Annotated in this window: 22 protein-coding genes; 10 read left to right on the forward strand and 12 right to left on the reverse strand. The window is 64.7% G+C overall.

Going from position 1 to position 23380, the window contains the following annotated elements:
- Positions 1-38 precede the first annotated feature (38 nt).
- Positions 39-743, forward strand: coding sequence for a methyl-accepting chemotaxis protein (locus tag U873_RS37750; protein WP_371261360.1), 705 nt, complete (start codon positions 39-41; stop codon positions 741-743).
- 294 nt (positions 744-1037) lie between these two features.
- Positions 1038-2066: an AraC family transcriptional regulator gene (locus U873_RS0128430; protein ID WP_025131471.1), complete on the forward strand. Its 1029-nt coding sequence runs from the start codon at positions 1038-1040 to the stop codon at positions 2064-2066.
- 6 nt (positions 2067-2072) lie between these two features.
- Here the strand turns inward: U873_RS0128430 and U873_RS0128435 are convergent, their stop codons facing one another.
- The 8 genes from U873_RS0128435 to U873_RS0128470 all read right to left on the reverse strand — a co-directional run bounded on the left by U873_RS0128435 (position 2073) and on the right by U873_RS0128470 (position 12110).
- Entirely contained in the window at positions 2073-2441 is a 369-nt protein-coding gene (locus U873_RS0128435) for a glyoxalase superfamily protein (RefSeq protein WP_025131472.1), read from the reverse strand.
- Between the two features lie 116 nt (positions 2442-2557).
- Positions 2558-4024, reverse strand: a complete 1467-nt coding sequence (locus U873_RS0128440) for an amidohydrolase family protein (protein WP_025131473.1) — start codon at positions 4022-4024, stop codon at positions 2558-2560.
- Between the two features lies 1 nt (position 4025).
- The gene (locus U873_RS0128445; protein ID WP_025131474.1) at positions 4026-4886 is read right to left on the reverse strand and encodes a MurR/RpiR family transcriptional regulator; all 861 of its coding nucleotides are present in this window, start codon (positions 4884-4886) and stop codon (positions 4026-4028) included.
- Positions 4887-6236, reverse strand: a complete 1350-nt coding sequence (locus U873_RS0128450) for a gluconate:H+ symporter (RefSeq protein WP_025131475.1) — start codon at positions 6234-6236, stop codon at positions 4887-4889.
- A 204-nt stretch (positions 6237-6440) separates the two neighbouring features.
- Complete coding sequence (locus U873_RS0128455; protein WP_025131476.1) at positions 6441-7886, reverse strand: SulP family inorganic anion transporter; 1446 nt, start codon at positions 7884-7886, stop codon at positions 6441-6443.
- 263 nt (positions 7887-8149) lie between these two features.
- Positions 8150-9817: a gamma-glutamyltransferase gene (ggt, locus tag U873_RS0128460; protein WP_025131477.1), complete on the reverse strand. Its 1668-nt coding sequence runs from the start codon at positions 9815-9817 to the stop codon at positions 8150-8152.
- Between the two features lie 621 nt (positions 9818-10438).
- The gene (locus tag U873_RS0128465) at positions 10439-11350 is read right to left on the reverse strand and encodes a LysR family transcriptional regulator (protein ID WP_025131478.1); all 912 of its coding nucleotides are present in this window, start codon (positions 11348-11350) and stop codon (positions 10439-10441) included.
- Positions 11351-11519: 169 nt separating this feature from the next.
- Positions 11520-12110, reverse strand: coding sequence for an NAD(P)H-dependent oxidoreductase (locus U873_RS0128470; protein WP_025131479.1), 591 nt, complete (start codon positions 12108-12110; stop codon positions 11520-11522).
- Positions 12111-12314: 204 nt separating this feature from the next.
- Between U873_RS0128470 and U873_RS0128475 the strand changes: the two genes are divergently transcribed.
- Complete coding sequence (locus U873_RS0128475; RefSeq protein WP_025131480.1) at positions 12315-12629, forward strand: putative quinol monooxygenase; 315 nt, start codon at positions 12315-12317, stop codon at positions 12627-12629.
- Here U873_RS0128475 and U873_RS0128480 read toward each other — a convergent pair.
- On the reverse strand, positions 12619-13383 hold the full coding sequence (locus U873_RS0128480) for a sulfite exporter TauE/SafE family protein (RefSeq protein ID WP_025131481.1): 765 nt from the start codon (positions 13381-13383) through the stop codon (positions 12619-12621). The two genes, U873_RS0128475 and U873_RS0128480, sit on opposite strands and share 11 nt — an antisense overlap.
- Before the next feature lie 214 nt (positions 13384-13597).
- Between U873_RS0128480 and U873_RS0128485 the strand changes: the two genes are divergently transcribed.
- The 3 genes from U873_RS0128485 (at position 13598) to U873_RS0128495 (ending at position 15552) form a co-directional block, all read left to right on the forward strand.
- Positions 13598-14479 (forward strand): LysR substrate-binding domain-containing protein, encoded by an 882-nt coding sequence (locus U873_RS0128485; RefSeq protein ID WP_025131482.1) that lies wholly within the window; start codon positions 13598-13600, stop codon positions 14477-14479.
- Positions 14480-14535: 56 nt separating this feature from the next.
- Positions 14536-15111, forward strand: a complete 576-nt coding sequence (locus U873_RS0128490) for an NAD(P)H-dependent oxidoreductase (RefSeq protein WP_025131483.1) — start codon at positions 14536-14538, stop codon at positions 15109-15111.
- A gap of 69 nt (positions 15112-15180) precedes the next feature.
- Positions 15181-15552 (forward strand): MerR family transcriptional regulator, encoded by a 372-nt coding sequence (locus tag U873_RS0128495; RefSeq protein ID WP_025131484.1) that lies wholly within the window; start codon positions 15181-15183, stop codon positions 15550-15552.
- Between the two features lie 21 nt (positions 15553-15573).
- Here the strand turns inward: U873_RS0128495 and U873_RS0128500 are convergent, their stop codons facing one another.
- Together U873_RS0128500 and kynU are read right to left on the reverse strand one after the other, a co-directional pair.
- Positions 15574-17028, reverse strand: a complete 1455-nt coding sequence (locus U873_RS0128500; RefSeq protein ID WP_371261359.1) for an amino acid permease — start codon at positions 17026-17028, stop codon at positions 15574-15576.
- Between the two features lie 73 nt (positions 17029-17101).
- Complete coding sequence (gene kynU / locus U873_RS0128505) at positions 17102-18352, reverse strand: kynureninase (protein ID WP_025131486.1); 1251 nt, start codon at positions 18350-18352, stop codon at positions 17102-17104.
- 188 nt (positions 18353-18540) lie between these two features.
- Here kynU and U873_RS0128510 point away from each other — a divergent pair, with 188 nt between their 5' ends.
- The gene (locus tag U873_RS0128510; RefSeq protein ID WP_025131487.1) at positions 18541-19014 is read left to right on the forward strand and encodes an Lrp/AsnC family transcriptional regulator; all 474 of its coding nucleotides are present in this window, start codon (positions 18541-18543) and stop codon (positions 19012-19014) included.
- A gap of 16 nt (positions 19015-19030) precedes the next feature.
- On the opposite strand, the gene U873_RS0128515 is transcribed toward U873_RS0128510, so the two are convergent.
- Positions 19031-20044 carry an AraC family transcriptional regulator gene (locus tag U873_RS0128515; RefSeq protein WP_025131488.1) on the reverse strand — a complete coding sequence of 338 codons (1014 nt, stop codon included), beginning with the start codon at positions 20042-20044 and terminating at the stop codon, positions 19031-19033.
- Between the two features lie 369 nt (positions 20045-20413).
- Between U873_RS0128515 and antA the strand changes: the two genes are divergently transcribed.
- Genes antA through antC form a run of 3 tightly spaced genes read left to right on the forward strand, consistent with a single transcriptional unit; the run spans position 20414 to position 23336 of the window.
- On the forward strand, positions 20414-21802 hold the full coding sequence (antA, locus tag U873_RS0128520) for an anthranilate 1,2-dioxygenase large subunit (protein WP_025131489.1): 1389 nt from the start codon (positions 20414-20416) through the stop codon (positions 21800-21802).
- A 2-nt stretch (positions 21803-21804) separates the two neighbouring features.
- Positions 21805-22296, forward strand: a complete 492-nt coding sequence (gene antB / locus U873_RS0128525) for an anthranilate 1,2-dioxygenase small subunit (protein WP_025131490.1) — start codon at positions 21805-21807, stop codon at positions 22294-22296.
- Between the two features lie 17 nt (positions 22297-22313).
- On the forward strand, positions 22314-23336 hold the full coding sequence (gene antC / locus U873_RS0128530) for an anthranilate 1,2-dioxygenase electron transfer component AntC (RefSeq protein WP_025131491.1): 1023 nt from the start codon (positions 22314-22316) through the stop codon (positions 23334-23336).
- The last annotated feature ends 44 nt before the right edge of the window (positions 23337-23380 follow it).

The following is a 23380-nucleotide window of genomic DNA, read 5'->3' on the forward strand; positions in this document are numbered from 1 at the left end:
AAGTCGAGACCGACCAGGTGGCCACCGCCATGCACGAGATGACCGCCACCGTGCAGGAAGTCGCGCGCAACGCCGAAGAAGCCTCCCAGGCTGCGGCCGCCGCCGACGGCGAAGCCCGCCAGGGCGACAAGGTGGTGGCCCAGGCCATCGAACAGATCGAGCGCCTGGCCAGCGAGGTGGTACGTTCCACCGACGCCATGACCGTGCTGCAACAGGAAAGCGACAAGATCGGCAGCGTCATGGACGTGATCAAGGCCGTGGCCGAACAGACCAACCTGCTGGCCTTGAACGCCGCCATCGAAGCCGCCCGTGCCGGTGAAGCCGGCCGTGGTTTTGCCGTGGTTGCCGACGAAGTGCGAGCCCTGGCCCAGCGCACCCAGAAGTCCACCGAAGAGATCGAAGTACTGGTGGCCGGCCTGCAGAACGGCACCCAGCAAGTGGCCACGGTGATGAACAACAGCCGCAGCCTGACCGACAGCAGTGTCGACCTGACCCGCAAGGCCGGTGCCTCGCTGGAAAGCATCACCCGCACCGTGTCCAACATCCAGTCGATGAACCAGCAGATCGCCGCCGCTGCCGAGCAGCAGAGCGCCGTGGCCGAAGAGATCAGCCGCAGCATCATCAACGTGCGCGACGTGTCCGAACAGACCGCCGCCGCCAGCGATGAAACCGCCGCCGCCAGCGTCGAGCTGGCCCGCCTGGGCGGCCAGTTGCAGATGATGGTCAGCCACTTCCGCGTCTGATTTGCAGCGTGCCCTTCGCCGGCAAGCCGGCTCCTACAGGGTTCCGTAGGAGCTGGCTTGCCAGCGAAAGGCGCTACGCGGTCCGCCTCCCTCCGGCTTGCCAGCACAAAGTAGCCTACCAATACGACTGCTGCGCAGTCCTGCGGGAGCAAGCGATTGCTTTTCCGCCCGGTCCAGCGTTTGCCTCAATAGCCCTACGGGCAACGGCGAAGCATTTACAGGACTCAAGGTTTGCCCTTACCTTTCCCGGTCTCCGTCCTGCTGTCCGAAGGATTAGTCACCAGGAACCCGTTCATGCCCAGCCTCGGTTTTACTTCGCTCCCGCCCCTGCTCAAGTATCTGCTCTACGCCGAGCAACTGGGTATTGCCACCGCTCCGGCGCTGGCGGCCGCCGGGATTGAACCCGAACAGCTCAACGACACCAGCCTGCGCCTGCCGATGGAAGTCCACGAACGCTTGCTGGACTACTTCTGCCTGCACTCCGGCGACCCGTTGTTCGGCCTCAATTCAGCGCGCTTCGTCAAACCCAGCTCCTGGAACGTGCTGGGCTACATCACCATGAACTGCGCAACCCTGGGCGAAGCCATGGGCCGCATCATGCCGTTCGAAAAACTGGTGGGCGACATGGGCACCAGCCGTGCCGAACTGCTGGAAGGGGAAGTGCGACTGATCTGGAGCTGTCGCCACCAGCGCCCGGACATTCGCCGGCACCTGGTGGAAAACGTGCTCGCTTCCTGGCTGCTGTATGCCCGCTGGATCGCCGACTCAGCCATGTCCCCCCGTGCAGTCTGGTTCGAACACCCCTTGCCGCCGAACACTCAGGTGGCCCAGTACGAGGCCCTGTTCGGCTGCCCGGTGCTGTTCCAGCAGCCCTGCTCGGCCCTGGTGGCCCCGCTGGAGTACCTGCAACTGCCGCTGCGACAGGCCGATGCCCGCCTGCTCAGGACCCTGGAAGATCATGCCCAGACGATGATGGCCTCGCTGGCCGATGCGCCCCTGGCGCTGCAGGTGCACAACGTATTGCGCCAGTTGCTCAAGGACGGCCTGCCGCGCAAGGAACAGGTGGCGGAGCACCTGTCGCTGTCGGTACGCACCCTGCAACGCCAGTTGCAGCAGGCCGGCACCTCGTATCAACAGATCCTCGATGACCTGCGCCAGGAACTCGCCGAGCACCATCTGCGGCACAGCGAACTGTCGATCCAGGGGATTTCCGATTGCCTGGGGTTTACCGAGCCGCGCTCATTTCACCGCAGCTTCAAGAGTCGCACCGGGCTGACTCCGGGGCAGTTCCGCCAGGCCGCCCAGGCCTCTGGCAAGGCCTGAAACCCGTCAGACGCTGATTGCGTTGGTGAACACCAGCCGATTGCCGAACGGGTCGCTGATGGTCATGTCCTGGCTGCCCCAGGGCATGGCCTGGATCTGCGGGTGGGAAAAACGGTACTGCTGGGCCAGCAATTGCTGCTGGAAGGCTTCCAGTTCATCGGTTTCGATACGCAGCGCAGCCCCTGGCGAGCAATCGCCATGATGCTCCGAAAGGTGCAGCACGCACTCGCCCCGTGACACTTGCATGTACAGCGGGAAATCGGCTTCGAAGCGATGCTCCCAGTCCAGGGAGAAGCCCAGGAAATCGAGGTAAAACTCCCGAGCCTTGGCTTCATCGAAAATCCGCAGGATGGGGGTGGTTTTGCCAAAGCTCATGGGGCGACTCCCTGACTGGAAAAGGCCGACTTTAACGGCCATTGATGTCAGCACTTCGGCGCCAGCCCGGGATTCTTTAATGTCAATACGCCACTATCGTGACCCAGATCACGCCTTCAGTGGGCCCTGGCAAACCCCTGGCGCAGATCCCCCTCACGGGCAAGAAAGCGGCCCCGGCGCTGACCGTTGGCCTGCCCCGCGGCATAACTGCACACACCGTTGACCCAGACCCCGTCGATTCCTTCCGCGGCCTGTTGCGGGGCCTTGAAGTCCGCCACGTCACGCACCCGAGCCGGGTCGAACAGCACCAGGTCGGCCCAGTGCCCTTCACGGATCTCGCCCCGTTGCTGCAGGCCGAAGCGTGCGGCTGAAAGCCCGGTCATCTTGTGCACCGCGGTGTGCAGCGGGAACAGGCCCAGGTCGCGGCTGAAATGCCCCAGCACCCGGGGGAAGGCGCCCCACAAACGAGGATGGGGGAAGGGGTCTTCCGGCAGGCCATCGGAGCCGATCATCGACAGCGGATGGGCGAGGATGCGGCGCACATCGTTCTCATCCATGCCGTAGTACACCGCCCCTGCCGGTTGCAGGCGCTCGGCGGCGGCCAGCAGGCTGACGCCCCAATCGGCGGCGATCTCGCTCAAGTCGCGACCACCCTGCTCGGGGTGCGGCGTGGACCAGGTCACGGTGATGCGGTAGGCATCGGTGACCTGCTTGAGGTCCAGGGTCGAGGAACTGGCGGCGTAGGGATAGCAGTCGCAGCCTACCGGGTGATCCTGCGCCGCCTGCTCCAGGGCCGCCAGCAGCTGTGGGCTGCGCCCCCAGTTGCCGGCACCGGCGCACTTGAGGTGCGAGACGATCACCGGCGCACGAGCCGAACGCCCGATCAGAAAGGCTTCGTCCATGGCCTCCAGCACCGGTTCGAACTCGCTGCGCAAGTGGGTGGTGTACACCGCGCCAAAGGCCGTCAGCTCCTGGGCCAGTTGCAGCACTTCATCGGTTTCGGCCGAGAAGGCGCTGGCGTAGGCCAGCCCGGTGGACAGGCCCAGGGCACCGTCTTCCAGGCTCTCGCGCAGTTGTTCGCGCATGGCCGCGATCTCCTCGGTACGGGCGGTGCGGTACAGATCCACCAGGTGATTGCTGCGCAGCGCCGTGTGCCCCACCAACGCCGCCACATTCACTGCCGGGCGGGCCGCCTCTACCGCCGCGCGGTAATCGCGAAAGCGCGGGTAGGCGAACATCGATCGCTCGCCCAGCAGGTTCATCGGGTCCGGGGGATCGCCCTTGAGGGTCACCGGCGAGGCGCTGATCCCGCAGTTGCCGACGATCACCGTGGTCACCCCCTGGCTGAGCTTGGGCAGCATCTGCGGTTGGCGAATCACCACGGTGTCGTCATGGGTGTGCACATCGATGAAGCCCGGGGCCAGGACTCGCTCGCGCCCATCGATCTGTTCCCGGGCCGTGGCGTCGGACAGGTCGCCGATGCGCTGGATACGGCCATCGTCGATGGCCAGGTCGGCGAGGTAGCCCGGGCGGTCGCTGCCATCGATGATCAAGGCGTTGCGGATCAGCGTGTCGTAGCGCATATCAGTCTCCCAGGGGCAGGCAGTCGTCACCGCCACGGTAATGGTCCAGGGCCAGCTTGATGCGGCGCAGGCGCTCCTGGTTGTCGTCCGGCAGGGCCAGGGCCAGCTCGGTGGCCAGGACGTCGATGGCCAGCAGCATGCCGTAGCGCGCAGCGGTGGGTTTGTAGATGAACGAGGTCTCGGCGCTGTGCAGCGGCAACACCACGTCCGCCAGTTGCGCCAGGGGCGAATCCGGCAGGGTGATGGCCAGGATCCCGGCGCCGTAGCTGCGGGCCAGGGTCACGGCCTCCAGCAGCTCGGGGGTAATCCCGGTCAGGGAACAGGCGATCAGCGCATGCTGCGGCCCCAGTGCGGCAGCGGTCACCCGCATCATCACCGGGTCGTGGCAGGCGGCGATGGAATAACCCAGACGCACCAGGCGCACTTGCAGCTCATCGCTGCACAGGGTCGAGCAGCCGCCGGTGCCGAAGGCATGGATCATCCGCGCCCGGCCCAGCAGGCGCACCGCATCGGCGAACTGCGTCTCGTGGAAACCGGCCAGATGCTGGTGCAGGGCCGACTCGATATCGCCGACGATCTGCCGGTAGAAGCCGGACTGCTCGGGGGCCCCGGCCGGGTCGAGAAAACGGCTGCCCACCCCGCTGGCCTGGGCCAGTTGCAGGCGCAGTTGGCGCAGGTCACGACAGCCGACGCTGCGGGCGAAGCGCGACAGGGTGGCGGCGCTGACATCGGCCCGCTGGGCCAACTCGTCGAGGCTGGCGGAGGCGGCGAACCCCACGTCGTCCAGCATCAGCCGGGCGATCCGCCCCTCCCCGGCACTCAGGGAGTCCAGGCACGAGCGGATCTGGTACAGGATGTCCATTTACAAAAACTCCGCGAGGACCAGGGTCAGGCCGAAGGCGATCACCGAGATCAGGGTCTCCAGCACGGTCCAGGTCTTGAAGGTTTGAATGACCGTCATATTGAAGTATTCCTTCACCAGCCAGAAGCCGCCGTCGTTGACGTGGGACAAAATCACCGAGCCGGCGCCGGTGGCGATCACCAGCAGCTCCGGATGGGGATAACCCAGGCCCACGGCCACCGGCGCCACCACCCCCGAGGCGGTGGTCAGGGCCACGGTGGCCGAACCGGTGGCAACCCGCATCAGCACCGCGAACAACCAGCCCATCCACAGCGGCGACAGCTGGAACTCATGGGCCAGGCCGACGATCTGCTCGGTCACCCCGGAGTCGATGAGGATCCGGTTGAGGCCGCCGCCGGCCCCCACCAGCAGGGTGATGCTGGCGGTGGGCGCCAGGCACTCGTTGGTGAACTTGAGGATCGACTCGCGGTTCATGCCCTGGGCCAGGCCCAAAGTCCAGAAGCTCACCAGGGTGGCCACCAGCAGGGCGATCACCGAGTTGCCGATAAACAGCAGGAACTGATTGAGGCCGGTGCCGGGCTCGGCCAGCAGGTTGGCCCAGCCGCCGATCAGCATCAGCACCACCGGCAGCAGGATGGTGGCCATGGTCAGGCGGAAACTCGGCAGGCGCAGGCGCGGCTCACGGGCGATGAACTGTTTCTCCAGCGGGTTCTCTGCCGGCAGGTGGATGTGCGGCACGATAAACCGCGCATACACCGGCCCGGCGATGATCGCCGTGGGCACGCCAATCAGGATCGCGTACAGCAGGGTCTGCCCCACCGATGCCTGATAGGCCTGCACCGCCAGCATCGCCCCGGGGTGCGGCGGCACCAGGGCATGCACCACCGACAGCCCGGCGACCATCGGCAGGCCCACCATCAGCAGTGACACCCCAACCCGCCGGGCCACGGTGAAGGCGATTGGCACCAGCAACACGAAGCCCACCTCGAAGAACAGCGGCAGCCCCACCAGGAAGGCGATGCAGACCATGGCCCAATGGGCGTTGCGCTCGCCGAAGCGGTCGATCAGGGTGCGCGCCACCTGCTCGGCACCGCCGGATTCGGCCATGAGTTTGCCGAGCATGGTGCCCAGGGCCACCACCAGGGCGATATGCCCCAGGGTCTTGCCAACCCCCGCCTCGTAGGCGCCGACCACCCCGGAAGGCGGCATGCCGGCCATCAGCGCCAGGCCCACCGACACCAGGGTGATGACGATAAAGGGGTTGAGCCGGTACCGAGCGATCAACACGATCAGCGCGATGATGGCGACTGCGGCGTAGCCCAGCAGCCAGTAACCCGTTGCGGGAGCCATGGCGTCCTCCTTGAAAACAGCGTCACTTTCGAATGGTTGTGAAATTCATTAATCACTTAACAGAGTGATGTTCAAACCAAGTGAAACTAATTTTCGTAACGAGGCAGGCGATGTCGCAAACAGCTAAGAAACCGCTCGGCTTATGAAAATCGGTAGGGCGTATTTTCATCCACGGCCGCCCAAGGGCGGCCGACCCCATAGCCTTCAGTCGTGCTGTACCCGGGCACGCTTGAGCAACGTTTTGCAGCGCTCCGACAGGTGCAGCACCCGCAGTTGCTTGCCGGCCTTGGCGTAGCGCTCACGCAGGGTCTTCAGGGCGGCGATGGCCGAGTAGTCGACAAAGCTCAGGTGCCGGCAGTCGACGGTTACCCGTTGCGGGTCGCCGGCCGGGTCGAACTGGTTGAGAAACGCCGTGGTGGAGGCAAAGAACAGGGTGCCGTGCAGCAGATAGTGCTTACTGCCGTTGGCCTCCAGGTGGCTGTCGGCGTACAGCTCCCGCGCCTGCTGCCAGGCGAAGTTGAGGGCGGCGATGACGATGCCGCAGAGCACCGCGGTGGCCAGGTCGGTGAACACGGTGATCGCGGTGACCGCCAGGATCACCAGCACATCGCTGCGCGGCACCTTGTTGATCACCCGCAAGGACGCCCAGGCGAAGGTCTGCTGGGAGACCACGAACATCACCCCCACCAGCGCCGCCAGGGGAATGTGCTCGATCAGCGGCGACAGGAACAGGACGAACAGCAGGATCAGCCCACCGGCCACCACTCCCGACAAACGCCCACGGCCGCCGGAACTGAGGTTGATCACGGTCTGGCCGATCATCGCGCAGCCGCCCATGCCGCCAAAGGCGCCCGAGACCATGTTGGCCGCGCCCAGGGCCACGCATTCGCGGTCCGGGTAGCCACGGCGCTCGGTGATCTCATCGGTGAGGTTGAGGGTCAGCAGGGTTTCCAGCAGGCCAACCATCGCCATCAGGAACGCATAGGGAGCGATGATGCCGAGGGTTTCCAGGGTCCAGGGCAGGTCCGGCAGGGACAAGCTTGGCAGCCCACCGGCGATATGGGCCATGTCCCCCAGGATGCGGGTCGGCAGGCCCAGCAGGTACACCAGCAGGCCCACCCCGAGGATCGCCACCAAGGCCGGTGGCACCGTCCGGGTCAGCCGCGGCAACAGATAGACGATGGCCATGGTCAGCAACACCAGGCCACCCATCAGGTACAGCGGCTGGCCGCTGAGCCAGTGCTCGCCACTCTTGAAATGCTTCAGCTGGGCCAAGGCAATGATAATCGCCAGGCCGTTGACGAAGCCCAGCATCACCGGGTGCGGCACCATGCGCACCAGCTTGCCCAGGCGCAACAGGCCAAAGGCGACCATGATCAGCCCCCCCAGCAATACGGTAGCCAGCAAGTACTGCACCCCGTGCTGCACCACCAGGGCGACGATCACCACCGCCATCGAGCCGGCGGCCCCGGAAATCATCCCCGGGCGGCCACCGAACAGGGCGGTCAGGGTGCAGATGAAGAAGGCGCCGTACAGGCCCATCAGCGGATTGAGGTGGGCCACCAGGGCAAAGGCGATGCACTCGGGAAGCAAGGCGAAGGAGGTGGTGAGCCCGGCCAGGACATCGGCTCGCAGACGTTTTGCGTTCATGAGTGACCTACTACGCGGACCGGCAGGAGCGGTCGCAGGGGATGGCAAAAAAACAGGCGGCGCATGGTACGGAATCGGGCTGGTGACGGCCAGTGTCGACTGATGGAGGGTTGTGGAAGCGCGGGCTGGGTAAACGTCGGGGGGAGGTAAATGGCGGCGTGCGGGCCAGATCGGTTTAGGGAGTGCCGTGCACTCCGGCGGGAGCAAGCTCCCTCGCCACGCAAGAATCTGGGCGAGGGGCTGCTGTGTGCTGCGTCAGAAGCTTACTTGACCACTTGGCCGACACCCCGACCGCGAGGGTCGGAAGCGGTTTCCAGCTGCGTGCCGTTGACTCGGATCGCCTGGATATCGCCCATTTCCCAGCCCTGGTCTTCCAGGGTGTAGCCCATGGTTTTCAACTGGTCGGCGACTTTGCCGGTGAGCGGCGCGTAGGCGTCGTAGTAAATCGTGTCCTTGGGCAGCAACTGATGGTGCACGCGCTGCGCGGCCACGGCCTTTTCCAGAGGCAGCTGGTAGTCGTAGAGGTTGTTCAGCACCTGGAAGATCGAGGTGAAGATCCGCGAACCACCCGGCGTACCCAGCACCAGGGTGACCTTGCCGTCACGGGTGACCAGGCTCGGGCTCATGGACGACAGCATGCGCTTGCCCGGGGCGATGGCATTGGCGTCCCCGCCCACCACGCCAAAGGCATTGGCCACGCCGGGCTTGGCGCTGAAGTCGTCCATCTCGTCGTTGAGCAGGAAGCCCGCCCCCTTGACCACCACGCCACTGCCGTAGTCCCAATTCAGGGTGTAGGTGTTGCTCACGGCGTTGCCCTGGGCATCGACGATGGAAAAGTGGGTGGTCTGGTGCCGCTCAAGCCCCGGGCGCACATTTTCGGTGGGCGAGATGGCATTCGGATTGACCTCGGCGGCGCGTTTTTTCAGGTACGCGGGGTCGGTCAGTTGCTGGACCGGCACTTCGGAAAACGCCGGATCGCCCAGGTAGTCGGCGCGGTCGGCGAACACGCGCTTTTCGATTTCCGCCAGCAGGTGGATGTACTTGGCCGAGTTCAGTTCAACGCCCTTGAAGTCGGCGGCGCGCGCTTCCTTGATGCTGATCAACTGCGCCAGGGCGACCCCGCCGGAGCTGGGCGGCGGCGCGGTGTACAGGGTGTTGCCCCGGAATGTCACCTGCAGCGGCTGGCGCCACTGGACCTTGTAGTCCTGCAGGTCCTGCTTGGTGATCAGGCCCTTGTCGGCCTGCATCTGGGCCACCAGCAGGTCGGCGGTCTTGCCGCTGTAGAACTCCTTGGCGCCCTGGTCGGCGATGCGCTCCAGGGTCGCCGCCAACTCAGGCTGGCGGAAGGTTTCGCCGGGTTTCATGCTGCCGAAGTAGTCACCGAAGTTGGTGGTGCCGTTGAACAGCTTCAGCGCATCTTCGCGGTACTGGTACTGCTTGTCGGCGACCTTGAAACCGTTCTTCGCATAACCCACCGCCGGGGTGATCAACTCACTCCATGGCAGCTTGCCGAACTTCTGGTGAGCCTCCCACAGGCCCATCACCGTCCCCGGCACGCCGGCGGCGCGAGCGCCCACCAGGCTCAGGTTCTCGATCACCTCGCCCTTCTCGTTCAGGTACATGTCGCGGGTCGCGGCCTTGGGCGCGGTTTCCCGGTAGTCGAGGAAGTACGGCTTGCCGTCGATGAACATGGTCATGAAACCGCCACCGCCGATATTCCCGGCCTCGGGGTAGGTCACGGCCAGGGCGAAAGCCGTGGCCACTGCGGCGTCCACCGCATTACCGCCTTTCTTGAGGATCTGCGCCGCGACCTCGGCGCCGTACTGGTTGGGTGCCGCCACCGCCCCGCCTTCCAGGGTCACGGCGAAGGCCGAACTGCTGGCGGCGATGGCGGCCGTCAGGGCCAGGGTCTTGAATAACAGGATGCGCATGAGGTCCTTCCTTTTCTTGTTATTGAACGGCAAGAACATAGGCCCGGAACCTGGGTTTGAGCAATCACCAAACGCAGTACACCCGTCCCAACCCACCAACATGGATGACCGTAGGAGCTGGCTTGCCAGCGAAGGCGATCTCGGGACTTGCGCAAAACTCGGGGGCCTCTTCGCCGGCAAGCCGGCTCCTACAAAGGATCGGTCGCCAAAGAGATCCGCTGCATGCGGCCACCGAAACCGTAGGAGCTGGCTTGCCAGCGAAGGCGATTTCGGGACTTGCGCAAAACTCGGGGGCCTCTTCGCCGGCAAGCCGGCTCCTACAAGACATCGGTTGCCAGAGGGATCCGCTGCGTGCGACCACCGAAATCGTAGGAGCTGGCTTGCCAGCGAAGGCGATTTCGGGACTTGCGCAAAACTCGGGGGCCTCTTCGCCGGCAAGCCGGCTCCTACGAGGGATCGGTTGCCAGAAAGATCCGCTGCATGCGACCACCGTAGGAGCTGGCTTGCCAGCGAAGGCGATTTCGGGACCTGCACAAAACCCGGGGGCCTCTTCGCCGGCAAGCCGGCTCCTACAAGGCATCGGTTGCCAGAGGGGACCGAGGCCGGCGGGGACCGGGGTCTTCAGCCCTGGAACTCGGGGCTGGCGTAGTCCGCCAGCTTGGCCTGGATGAAATCCAGGAAGCACTGAATGCGCAGGGCCAGTTGCGAGTTGCGGTAGTACACCGCGTTGATCGGTTGGCGATAGCCGCTGTTGAACGAGGCCAGCAGCGGTTGCAGGCGCCCGGCGCGAATGTCGTCGACGGTCATGAAATGCGACAGGCAGGCAATGCCCTGCCCTTCCAGCGCCAGGTGACGCAGGGTTTCGCCACTGGACGCGCTGATGCCCGGCTGGATCTGCCAGCGATCACCATGCACATGCCGCAACGGCCAATGGTTGAGCGTCTCGGTCTGGGTGAACCCCAGCAGGGTGTGGCCGGCCAGTTCCGCCACGCTGTGCGGCGTGCCATGGCGGGCCAGGTAGGCCGGGCTGGCCAGGATATGCAGGGGGCTGCAACCCAGGGAGCGGGCGTGCAGGGTCGAGTCCGCCAGCACACCAATGCGGATCGCGATGTCGGTACTCTGCTCCAGCAGGTCGATGATCAGGTCGTTGCTGTTGAGTTCCAGTTGGATATCCGGGTACAGGCTGCGGAACTCGGCCACGTAGGGAACGATGGCATGCAGCATGAAGGGCGACGCCGCGTTGATTCGCAGGCGGCCCGCGGGGTTGCGCTGGCGCGAGGACAAGCGCTCTTCCAGTTCGTCCATCTGGTCGAGGATCAGCTTGGCCTGCTCGAAGAAATAGCGCCCCTCTTCAGTCAGGTCCATGCGCCGCGTGGTGCGGTTGATCAGCGTAGTGTCGAGCTTGGCTTCCAGCCGCGACAAGGTGCGGCTGACGGCCGAAGGGGTCTGGGCCAACTGCTCGGCGGCGGCGGAGATCGAACCGCACTCGATGACGCAGACAAAGACCTGCAGTTCGTCGGATCTGGCTTTCACATGAGTCCTCTCATCAGCGGTGCATGGCTGTGGCGTGGGCGCTGCGCCCAAACCTGCCGGCACGCTGTCCGCGGCCGGACAGCTCTGCAGGCAACGCGGCTGACGCGAGGCGGGAGCCATCCCGCGCTCTGGCCACACCTGGTTTGAAGGCACTCAATAGTAGCCGGATTCAGCCCTTGAGATTGAACACCGCCTTCAGGTGTTCCTCGTAACGCTGCACATCGCCCTCGATGTTCGGGCGTTTCATCACGTCGACACAGAGGAAGGTCGGCAGACCGGTCATGCCGAGGAACTGGTTGGCCTTGTGGAAGGGGAAGTACACCGCGTCCACGCCCTTGGCCTCGAAGAAGTCGCTGGGGTCGTCGAACGCTTGCTGCGGGGCATTCCAGGTCAGCGAGAGCATGTACTGCTTGCCCTGGATCAGGCCGCCGCTGCCGTACTTCTGCGAGGCGTCGGAACGGGTCCGGCCGTCGCTGGCGTAGAGGCTGCCATGGCCTTCGGTGAAGACTTCGTCGATGTACTTCTTGACGATCCACGGGGCGCCCATCCACCAGCCGGGCATCTGGTAGATGATCACGTCGGCCCAGAGGAACTTGGCCACTTCTTCCTTGATGTCATAACCCTCATCGATAGAGGTGACCTTGACCTCCACGCCGCCACGGTCGAATACCGCCAGGGCGGTGTCATGCAGGGTGGCGTTGTAGCGGCCATCGGAGTGGGCGAACTGTTTCGCGCCATTGAGCAGCAATACTTTTTTCATGATCCAGCCTCATCGGGTAGGACCTGCCGGCACCCAGGCCTTGGCGGGTCGCAAAGATTGAAAACGATGGCGGCAGGTTAACGATGGACGGCCTCGGGAATAAGCCCGGGTTGTTCAAAATACATTTGACTCAAACGCACGAATCGATCACGGATTGTTGCCTTAGAATTTTCGCCTCTTATTGCCACCACGAGCATTCGCCCCATGACCACGCCCCAGGCCTTCATCCTCCACGCCAAGACCCGCCCCGAGCGCGCCGAAGCCTTCGAAGCGTTGTTTCTCGGCCATGTGGCGGCCAGCCGCGCCGAAGCCGGTTGCATCGAATACCACATGCTGCGCGACCGCCAGGACCCGAGCCTGTTCATCTTCTATGAGGTCTGGGCCTCCCAGGCCGCCCTGGACCAGCACTCCAGCCTGCCGCACATGCGGCAGTTCCTCGACTCCCGCATGGACTACCTGGAGCAGGACTTCGAGATCCGCCAGATCGACATGCTCAGCCCTTCTGCGGCTAGCCGCTGATCAGCAAGTGCCCGCCCAGCAGGCCCAGGCCGACAAAGAACACCCGCTTGAACAGCAGGGCGCTGATGCGCTGGCGCAGCCATTGCCCCAGCCACATGCCCAGCAGCGCCGGGGCCAGGGTCAGCAGTGAAGCCCCCAGCTCGGCCCCGCCCAGGGCGCCGCGCCACAGCAGGCCGGCCGCCAGGGCCAGGGTCGAGACGGTGAACGACAGCCCCAGGGCCTGCACCAGCTGATCCCTGTTCAGGCCCAGGGCCTGCAGGTAGGGCACCGCCGGGATCACGAAGACGCCGGTGGCCGAAGTGATCACCCCGGTAACCAGGCCGCACAGCGGCGCCAGCCAGCGTTCCCGGGACGGCGCCAGCCGCAGGGTCGGCAGCCACAGGCCGCTCAAGGCGTACAACAGCAACGCCGCCCCCAACGCCCGCACCACCCACTGCCCGCCCTCGATCCCCAGCCACAGGGAACCGGCGCCGGTGCCCACGAAAATCGCCAGCAGCATCGGCCACAGGCGCTTGAGCAAGGCTGGCAAATGCCCGCCAAAGGCCAGTTGCCAGAGGTTGGTCAGGGTCGCCGGGATAATCAGCAAGGCCGCAGCCTGCGCCGGCGCCATAGCCAGGCCCAGCAAGCCCATGGCAATGGTGGGCAGGCCAAGGCCGATCACCCCCTTGACCATGCCGGCCAGCAGGAAGGTGCCAATCACCAGCAGGGACAGGGCGGACCCTAGGTTCTGATAAAACGCGAGTGAGCTGTTCATGGGCCTATGCTGCACCCCGGGCGAGACCCTGAAAATCTGCCATATACTGAGCCAGCCTCTTGCCCAGCAATAGGCTCATACGAAAACCTGTTGCCCATAACCTCCGTAGGAGCTGGCTTGCCAGCGAAGGCGTTTCTAGGACCTGTGCAAAACTCCCGGGCCCCTTCGCCGGCAAGCCGGCTCCTACGGCAGACCATTCCCCGGGGGATGTCCCATGCACTTTGACCTGATCGACCTGCGGCTGTACCTGAACATTCTCGAGGCCGGCAACATCACCGCCGGGGCCGCTCGCAGCCACCTGTCCCTGGCCGCCGCCAGCGCACGGATCAGGGCCATGGAAGCGTCCCTGGGCATCGAGTTCCTCGAGCGCGGGCGTCGCGGCATCCGCCCGACCGCCGCCGGCAAGGCCCTGGCCCAGCACGCCCGGACCCTGCTGCGGTATGCCGAGCACCTGCAACAGGACCTCGGCGAATACGCCAAGGGGGTCAAGGGTCAGGTGCGCCTGCTGTGCAACACCACGGCCCTGAGCGAATACCTGCCGGAGTTGCTGGCGGACTTCCTGCAAGGCCACCCCCATGTGGATATCGAACTGCAGGAGCTGCCCAGCCAGCGCATCACCCACGCCTTGCGCCAGGGCGCGGCGGACCTGGGCATCGTGTCCGACGCGGTGGACACCCAGGGCCTGGCGACACGCGCCTTTCGCGACGATCCCCTGGTGCTGGCGATGCCTGCGGATCATCCCCTGAGTGCGCAGCCGGCACCGAGCTTCAACGACAGCCTGGCCCACGACTTTGTCGGCCTGGCCAGCCACAGCGCCCTGGCGGTGTACCTGGAAGAACAGGCGCTGCACCTGGGCCGGCGCATGCAACTGCGCATTCGTGCCGAAGGTTTCGACGCGGTGCTGCGCATGGTGGCCCGGGGGGCCGGGCTGGCGGTGGTGCCCCTGGCCGCCCTGCAGCGCCAGCCTGACCTGGCGCTGCAGTCGCGCCCCTTGAGCGAGGCCTGGGCCCGGCGCCGGCTGCTACTGTGCGCCCGTGACTTCGACAGCCTGCCGCTGTATGCCCAGGGCCTGTGCCGTGCATTGCTGGCGCCTTGACTCTCCCCCTAGGGGCAGACTTTAGCCTTGGACTTTATGTCCCAAGGACCAAGGCAATGAGCAAACGCATCCTGGTGATTCTCGGTCACCCTTCCCAACACAGCCTGTGCGCGGCGCTCAGCGAGCGCTATGTAGTGGCGGCGCAACAGCTCGGCCATGAGGTACGCCAGTTGAAACTCGGCGACCTGCGCTTCGACCCGGTGCTGCATGAGGGCTATCGGCAGGTCCAACCCCTGGAGAGCGACCTGCAGAAAGCCCAGGCCGACATTCTCTGGGCCGAGCATCTGGTCTGGGTTTTTCCTATCTGGTGGGGCGGGATCCCGGCGCTGCTGAAGGGTTTTCTCGACCGCGTGCTGCTGCCCGGCTTCGCCTTCAAGTACCGCCCCGGCAAGGCCTTTCCCGAGCAGTTGCTCAAGGGCCGCACCGCCCACCTGCTGGTGACCATGGACACCCCGCCCTGGTACTACCGGTGGTTCTACCGCATGCCCGGACTGCAGCAGATGCGCCGCACCACCCTGGCCTTCTGCGGCATCCGCTCGCTGCGCACCCTGACCTTCGGCCCGGTGCTCGGCGCCAGCGAGGGACGCAAGGCGGACTGGCTGCTGCAGGCGCAACACCTTGCCCGGCTCTGAATCTGCCGGATAATGCCCAACGCCGCCCCTGACCGGCGACACAACTGCGGTACTGAAAAAGGAGCCTTCATGTACATCGGCCAAGCCGCGCATCTGTCCGGAACCACGATCAAGAGCATCCGCCACTACGAAGCCATCGGCCTGCTGCCGGCCCCACAACGCCAGGGCCGCTACCGGCTCTATGACCAGCAGAGCGTCGAGCAGTTGCTGTTCATCAAGTGCGCGCAGCAGCTGGGTTTCAAGCTCAGGGAGTTGCAGCAAGTGTTCGCCACTCATCAGGGACAGGGATTTCCCTGGGACCTGGCCCAGGCCGCCGTGGCAGCAAAAAGGCACGAGCTGAACCTGCAGATCAGTGCCCTGCAGCAGTTGCAGGCGCGGCTCGGCAGCTTTGAAGCCGACCTCCAACAGGCCCGCGAGGAGTGCCCCCTGGGCAGCCTGTAGGGCTGCCCGGGAAGCGGCGCATCAAACCTCGGAAAGCGCGGCGACCGCCCTGGGCTTCCTGAAGCACAGGTAATAGACCAGGGTCAGCAACAGCAGGAACGGCACCCCGAACACCAGGGTCATCTTGAACGCCTCGGTGAAGAAGGTGGTGATCATCACCGCCCCCATCAGCACCAGCCCCAGCAACGTGCTGTAGGGAAACAGGCGCATGCGGAACGACAACTGCTGCTCGCCGTGGCGCTGGTGATAGCGGCGGAAGCAGTAGTGGGTGAGGAAGATCATGAACCAGGTGAAGATCGCCCCGAACATCGAGATCGCCATCATCAGGGCAAAAGAGCTTTCCGGGTACAGCACGTTGATCAGGGTCGCCAGGGCGATGCCGGAGCTGGACAGCAGCAGGGCATTGAGCGGGATCCCGCTCTTGCTCAGGGCGCCCATGGACTTGGGCGCATAACCGCCGCGGGACAGGCTGAACATCATCCGCGTGGTGATGTAGAGCTGGCTGTTCATCGCCGACAAGGCGGCAATCAGGATCACGAAGTTCATCACCCCGGTGGCCCCGGGAATGCCGATGGTCTGCATCACCGTGACGAACGGGCTCTGGGCCTTGCCCGCCTGGACCCAGGGCACGATGGCCAGCATCAGCGCCAGGGTCAGCAGGTAGAACACCACCAGGCGCACGATGGTGGCGCGAAACGCCTGTTTCACCGCCCGTTGCGGATCCTCGGCCTCGCCGGCCGCCACCGCAATCATCTCCACGCTCAGGTAGCTGAAGATCGACACGATCACGGCAACCCACATGCCCTGCAGACCATTGGGGAAGAAGCCGCCGTGAGCCCTGTAGTTGTGCAGCCCGTAGTCGGGGTTGCCGGAGCCGAACACCACGTACACCGCCAGCAGGATGAAGCCGACGATGGCGGCGATCTTGATGGTGGAGAACCAGTATTCGAAGTTGCCGAAGGTCTTCACGCTGATGGCGTTGAGGAGGATCAGCATGCTGGAGAACGAAATGATCCACACCCATTCCGGGACGTTGGCGAACCAGTACTTCATGTACATGGCAATGGCCGTGACCTCGGCGCCCACCGCCAGCACGATGGCCGCCCAGTAGGCATAGCGCACCAGGAAACCGGCCAGGGGGCTGATGTAGAACTCGGCGTAGGCGCCGAAGGAGCCGGAAGTGGAATGGGCCACGGTCATCTCTGCCAGGCAGCCCATCAGCAGCAGGGTGATCAGGGCGCCGATGGCGTAGCTCAGCAGCACGCTGGGCCCGGCGTAGCCGATCGCGTAGGCGCTGCCCATGAACAGCCCGGTGCCGATTGCCCCGCCGATGGCGATCATGCTCATCTGGCCTGCGGTGAGCTGGCGCCTGAGGCCCTGCTCACGATTGGAAATCGCTTCGAAACCCTTGTTGGTGGTGGTCAAGTTCAGTGCCTCTTTATTGTTGTGTGCACGCGTCGTTCGAGGTGGCGGCATGTCCTTGCGCCGCGCCTGGCGGGTTGTTGCCGTCCATCAGCCGCCACCGGCGGCTGGATGGTCCGGCGGCGTCTCAGGTCACGCTGTGGCGCACCTGGAACTGCGCCTGGGCCCAGGTTTCTTGATCCAGGATTTCACCGAGGATCTGCACCGCGTCCCAGACCTCGCTGAAGCGGGTGTACAGCGGGGTGAAGCCAAAACGCATGATCCGCGGCTCGCGGTAGTCGCCGATCACGCCCCGGGCGATCAGGGCCTGGATCACCGCGTAGCCCTCGGGGTGTTCGAAGCTCACATGGCTGCCGCGCTTGGCGTGATCGCGGGGCGTGACCAGCTTCAGGTCGTGACCGGCACAGCGCTGTTCCACCAGCTCGATGAACAGGTCGGTGAGGGCCAGGGACTTGCGGCGCAGGCTCTGCATGTCGGTCTGCTCGAAGATTTCCAGGCCGCACTCGACCATCGCCAGGGAGGTGATCGGCTGAGTGCCGCACAGGTAGCGGGCGATGCCACTGCTGGGCTCATAGCGGGTGGCCATATCGAACTGCCGGGCATGGCCGAACCAGCCGGACAGCGGCTGGGTGACCAGGTCGCAAAGCGCCGGCGCGACCCAGGCGAAGGCCTGGGAGCCGGGGCCGCCATTGAGGTATTTGTAGGTGCAGCCGATGGCGTAGTCGGCCCCGGAGTCGTTGAGCGCCACCGGCACTGCGCCGGCGGAGTGGGCCAGGTCCCAGATGCTCAGGGCACCGGCTTCATGGATCAGCCCGGTCAGCGCCTGCATGTCGTGCATGTAGCCGGTCTTGTAGTTGACGTGGGTCAGCAGGACCACCGCGGTGTCCTGGTCGATGGCCGCCGGAATCTGCTCCGGGCTGTCCACCAGGCGCAGGGAATAGCCGCGCTGCAACAGCTGCGTCAGGCCTTCGACGATGTACAGGTCGGTCGGGAAGTTGCTGCTTTCAGAAACGATCACCCGGCGCTGCGGGGCGCGCTCGGCCTGCACCTGCACCGCGGCGCTAAGGACCTTGAACAGGTTGATCGAGGTGGTGTCGGTGATCACCACTTCGCCGGCCCCGGCTCCGATCAGCGGCGCCAGGCGATCTCCCAGGCGCTGGGGCAGGTCACGCCAGCCGGCGCTGTTCCAACTGCGGATCAGGCCATCGCCCCACTCCTGCTCGATCACTTGCCGGGCCCGCTCCAGGGAAGCCAGGGGCCGAGCGCCGAGGGAGTTGCCATCGAGGTAGATCACCCCGTCGGGCAGGGCAAACTGTTGGCGCAACGGCGCCAGGGGGTCCTGTTCATCGAGCGTCAGGCAGTGGTTTTTATTGATCATTGGAGGTCCTGTCTTGGTCAATGTCATGCCCGCCTTGCAGGGGGTGGGCACGGGGTCTGGGCAACCCGGAAACTCAGGAAATAATGAACGAAGCCGTAGAGAATTTTCGTGCAAAGTGCGGCGCGTTCCCGTACTAATCTCGAATAAAATTCTAATCCTCCAATAAAAAACGCGGATTTATGCCAGCCATGACCCTCGACTCCACCGACCTGCGCCTCCTGCACTTTTTGCAACAGGACGGGCGCATCAGCAACCAGGAACTGGCGGAAAAGGTCGCCCTCTCGCCGTCGGCCTGCCTGCGTCGGCTGCGCATGCTCGAAGCCGAGGGGATCATCAGCGGCTACCGCGCCCAGCTCAACGCCGAGCGCCTGGGCATCGAGCTGGAAGCCATCGTCCATGTGTCCCTGCGCCAGGACGTGGAAGGCTGGCACGAGACCTTCATCAGCAAGGTCCAGCAGTGGCCGGAAGTGGTGGCCGCCTACGTGATCACCGGTGCCAGCAACTACGTGCTGCGGATCCAGGCACGCAACCTCAAGCACTTCTCGGATTTCATCGTCAATCACCTGAACCGCGCCAGCGGGGTCACCGACATCCGTTCGGAAATCGTCCTGCAGAAGATCAAGGAACAGGACGGCCTGCTGGACCTGGTGCTGCGCAAGTAGCCACTGCGCCTGCGGCCTAGAAACCCGCCGGGCGTCGTGCCGGATGGCGCTGGGCGGTGGCGCTCGGCGCTTCGTCGAAGAGCTTGCGGTACTCGGCGGAAAACCGTCCCAGGTGGGTGAAGCCCCAGCCCAGGGCGATCTCGGAGATGCTGCGGGCCGCGCCCTGTTCGAGAATCTCCTGGCGCGCGCCGTTCAACCGATGGCGCTTGAGATAGGCCATGGGCGACAGGGCGAAATACTTGCGAAACGCCTCGAACAGCTTGAAGCGCGAAACCCCGGCGGCAGCCTCCAGATCCTCCAGGTGCAAGGCCTCGCGAGCGTGCTCATGCAGGTACTGGCGGGCCCGCACCAGGTAATGGGGCAGCTTGACCCCGAGCATCGTGCGCAATTCTTCGGAGTAGTTGTTGGGCTGGGCCAGGATCAGGCCCTTGATCAGCGAGCTTTCGATTTCCCGGGTAAAGGCCAGTTGCTCATACAGCTCGTTGCCCTGGGCCAGTTCGCCAATGAAGTGCTGGGCCATGCGCCACCAGGCGGCGGCGGCACCGTGCAACGCATCCATCCCGGGCTCGAAGCGCAGCGGCTGTTGCACCGGGCGCTGCAGCAGGGCCTCCAGAGCCTCGCCCATGGCCGGCCGGGAAATCACCACCTGGAGCTTGCGGCAATCACCGGAAATGGCCAGCACCTGGCTTTCGTTGGGGGCGATGATCACCCCCAGGTCGCGGTCCGAACGCAGCCGGCGCCCGTCCTTGTTCAGTTCCTGCTCGCCACACAACGGCAGGCTCAGGCTGTAGCTGCTGAAGCGCTCGGGGTCTTCGATGTCTACCCGAACATCGGTGCCGTACTCGATGATGCCCAGGGTCGTGGAGCGGGACCTGAGCACATTGGCACTGTGGTGGAAACGGATCCGCTCCGGGTTCGCGGTCACCAGGCGGTGAGGCCCGCAAATGCCCGCCATCCAACTGCGAGCCCCTTCCAGGTCATAGCGATCGATACGAATTTCGCGCAACAGCCCATCAGCCTTGCTATTCATCACGGCGCACCCACGGCAATTTTTATTCAGCGCGCTCTGACGGCGCGTCCGGTGTGACAGGGCAAGTTTTGCGCCAGCCGGCGATGCTGCCAACCCAGTGGATAGCAATCGCCGACTAAGTGGATAACCAGGCCCTGTCGTCCTCACTGGCTGTGCTCACACTAGCCCATCAGCGCACCGCCGTGCAGCCACCGCTGGGCCGCCCGCCCGATTCTGGGTAGATGCTACCCAACGCCGCCCTTTCCCTGCGGGGCCGCTCCCCCGGCAATTTTATGGATGGCCTTGGCCGACTAAGCGGATAGCCACCCAAGGCCTCCACTCTCTCTAATGAATGCACCCGATTGGCCTGAACAAGAAAGGTACCGACCCATGAGTGGTGCAAGAAACCTCGAACAATGGAAAAGCTTCATCGACAGTTGCCTGGACTTTCGCCCCGCCGAGGGCGTGTTCCGCATCGCCCGGGAGATGTTCACCGAACCCGAGCTGTTCGACCTGGAGATGGAGCTGATCTTCGAAAAGAACTGGATCTACGCCTGTCACGAAAGCGAGCTGGCGAACCCTCACGACTTCATCACCCTGCGCGCCGGGCGCCAGCCGATGATCATCACCCGCGACGGCGAGGGCCGGCTCAACGCCCTGATCAATGCCTGCCAGCACCGCGGTACCACCCTGACCCGGGTCGGCAAGGGCAACCAGTCGACCTTCACCTGCCCCTTCCACGCCTGGTGCTACAAGAGCGACGGGCGCCTGGTGAAGGTCAAGGCTCCCGGGGAATACGACGAGGGTTTCGACAAGGCGACCCGCGGCCTGAAGAAGGCACGCATCGAGAGCTACAAGGGCTTTGTGTTCATCAGCCTGGACGTGGCCGCCGACAACTCCCTGGAAGACTTCCTCGGCGATGCCAAGGTGTTCTTCGACATGATGAACGCCCAGTCCCCCAGCGGTGAACTGGAGGTGCTGCCGGGCAAGTCCGCCTACACCTACGACGGCAACTGGAAGCTGCAGAACGAGAACGGCCTGGACGGTTATCACGTCAGCACCGTGCACTACAACTACGTGGCCACGGTGCAACACCGCCAGCAGGTCAACAGCGACGCCGGCACCGGCAGCAGCGCGACCCTGGACTACAGCAAGCTCGGCGCCGGCGACGCCAACACCGACGACGGCTGGTTCGCCTTCGAGAACGGCCACAGCGTGCTGTTCAGCGAGATGCCCAACCCGGCGGTGCGCTCCGGCTACGCCAGCATCATGCCGCGCCTGGTGGAGGAATACGGCCAGCCCAGGGCCGAGTGGATGATGCACCGCCTGCGCAACCTGAACATCTACCCGAGCCTGTTCTTCCTCGACCAGATCAGCTCGCAGCTGCGGATCATCCGTCCCATCGCCTGGAACAAGACCGAAATCATCAGCCAGTGCATCGGGGTCAAGGGCGAGAGCGACGCCGACCGGGAAAACCGCATCCGCCAGTTCGAGGACTTCTTCAACGTTTCCGGCATGGGCACACCCGACGACCTAGTGGAGTTTCGCGAAGCCCAGCGCGGCTTCCAGGGGCGCCTGGAGCGCTGGAGCGATATCTCCCGCGGCCAGCACCGCTGGGTTACCGGCCCCACCGCCAACAGCGAAAACCTGGGCATCCAGCCGGCCATGACCGGCACCGAGATCACCCACGAGGGGCTGTACGTCAACCAGCACCAGAACTGGCAGAAATTCCTCCTCGAGGGCCTGCAGCGCCAGCCCCTGAAACTGCGTGAGGTATGAGCATGAATGCGCAATTGCAGTACCAGATCGAGCAATTCTTCTACCGCAAGTCCGAGCTGTGCGATGCCCAGGACTGGGACGCCTACCTGGCGCTGTTCGCCGTGGACAGCGAGTTCCACCTGCCGCAATGGGACTCCGAGCACGTCTACACCCAGGACCCGAAACGCGAGATGTCACTGATCTACTACGCCAACCGCTCAGGCCTGGAGGACCGGGTGTTCCGCCTGCGCACCGGCAAGGCGGCCTCGACCATCCCGATGCCGCGCACCCTGCACCTGGTGAACAACCTGCGGATCACCGAGGGCGAGCACGGCCACCTGCAGGTGCGCCTGAACTGGCACACGCTGTTCTATCGCCTGGCCACTTCCGAAGACTTCTACGGCCACGCCACCTACGACCTCAAGCCCCACGGCGACAGCTGGCTGATCCAGCGCAAGCATGTGCTGCTGCTCAACGACACGATCAACTCGGTGCTCGATTTCTACCACCTCTGAACCACGGGGATTCACCCATGACGCACAAGGTCGCGTTCAGCTTTGCCGACGGCAAGACCCTGTTCTTCCCGGTGCAAGCCAATGAAATACTGCTCGACGCCGCCCTGCGCAACGGCATCAAGATCCCCCTGGACTGCCGCGAAGGGGTCTGCGGCACGTGCCAGGGCCGCTGCGAGTCGGGCCAGTACAGCCAGGACTATGTGGACGAGGAAGCCTTGTCCGCCCAGGACCTGGAGCAGCGCAAGATGCTCAGTTGCCAGACTCGGGTGCAGTCGGATGCGGCGTTCTATTTCGATTTCGATTCCAGCCTGTGCCACAGCGCCGACCCGGTGCAGTTGCAGGGCTCGGTGATCGACGTGCGCCAGGTGTCGGACAGCACCGCGATCCTGCACCTGGACCTGGGCAGCCGTCAGGCGCCACTGGATTTCCTCCCGGGCCAGTACGCCCGCCTGAGCATCCCCGGCACCAGCAGCAGCCGCGCCTACTCCTTCGCCAACCGGCCGGCAGCGGACAATCAGTTGCAGTTCCTGATCCGCCTGCTGCCCGACGGGGTGATGAGCAACTACATCCGCGAGCGTTGCCAGGTGGGCGACGTCATCGAGCTGGAAGCGCCCCTGGGCGCCTTCTATCTGCGCCAGATCAGCCGCCCGCTGATCCTGGTGGCAGGCGGCACCGGGCTGTCCGCCCTGCTGGCGATGCTCGAACAGATCGTCGAGCAGGACTGCCGGCAACCGGTGCACCTGTACTACGGCGTGCGCAGCAGCCGCGACCTGTGCGAACTGCAACGCATCCAGGCCTACGGCGAGCGCCTGCCGGCGTTCCGCTTCACCCCGGTGGTCAGCGATGCTGACCCGGAATGGCCGGGCAAGCGCGGCTACATCAACGAGCACTTCGACAGCAGCGAGTTGCGCGATACCGACACCGACCTGTATGTCTGCGGGCCGCCGCCGATGGTCGATTCAATCCGGATCTGGCTGCAAGAACAGCAACTTAACCGCGTTCAGCTGTATTACGAGCGGTTCACCGAGAGTAATATCTGATCCCGTCAACCTATGGCCGCGACCGGTCCCGCAAACGACGGGAT

It is taken from the genome of Pseudomonas sp. PH1b, assembly GCF_000633395.1.
GTDB lineage: Bacteria > Pseudomonadota > Gammaproteobacteria > Pseudomonadales > Pseudomonadaceae > Aquipseudomonas.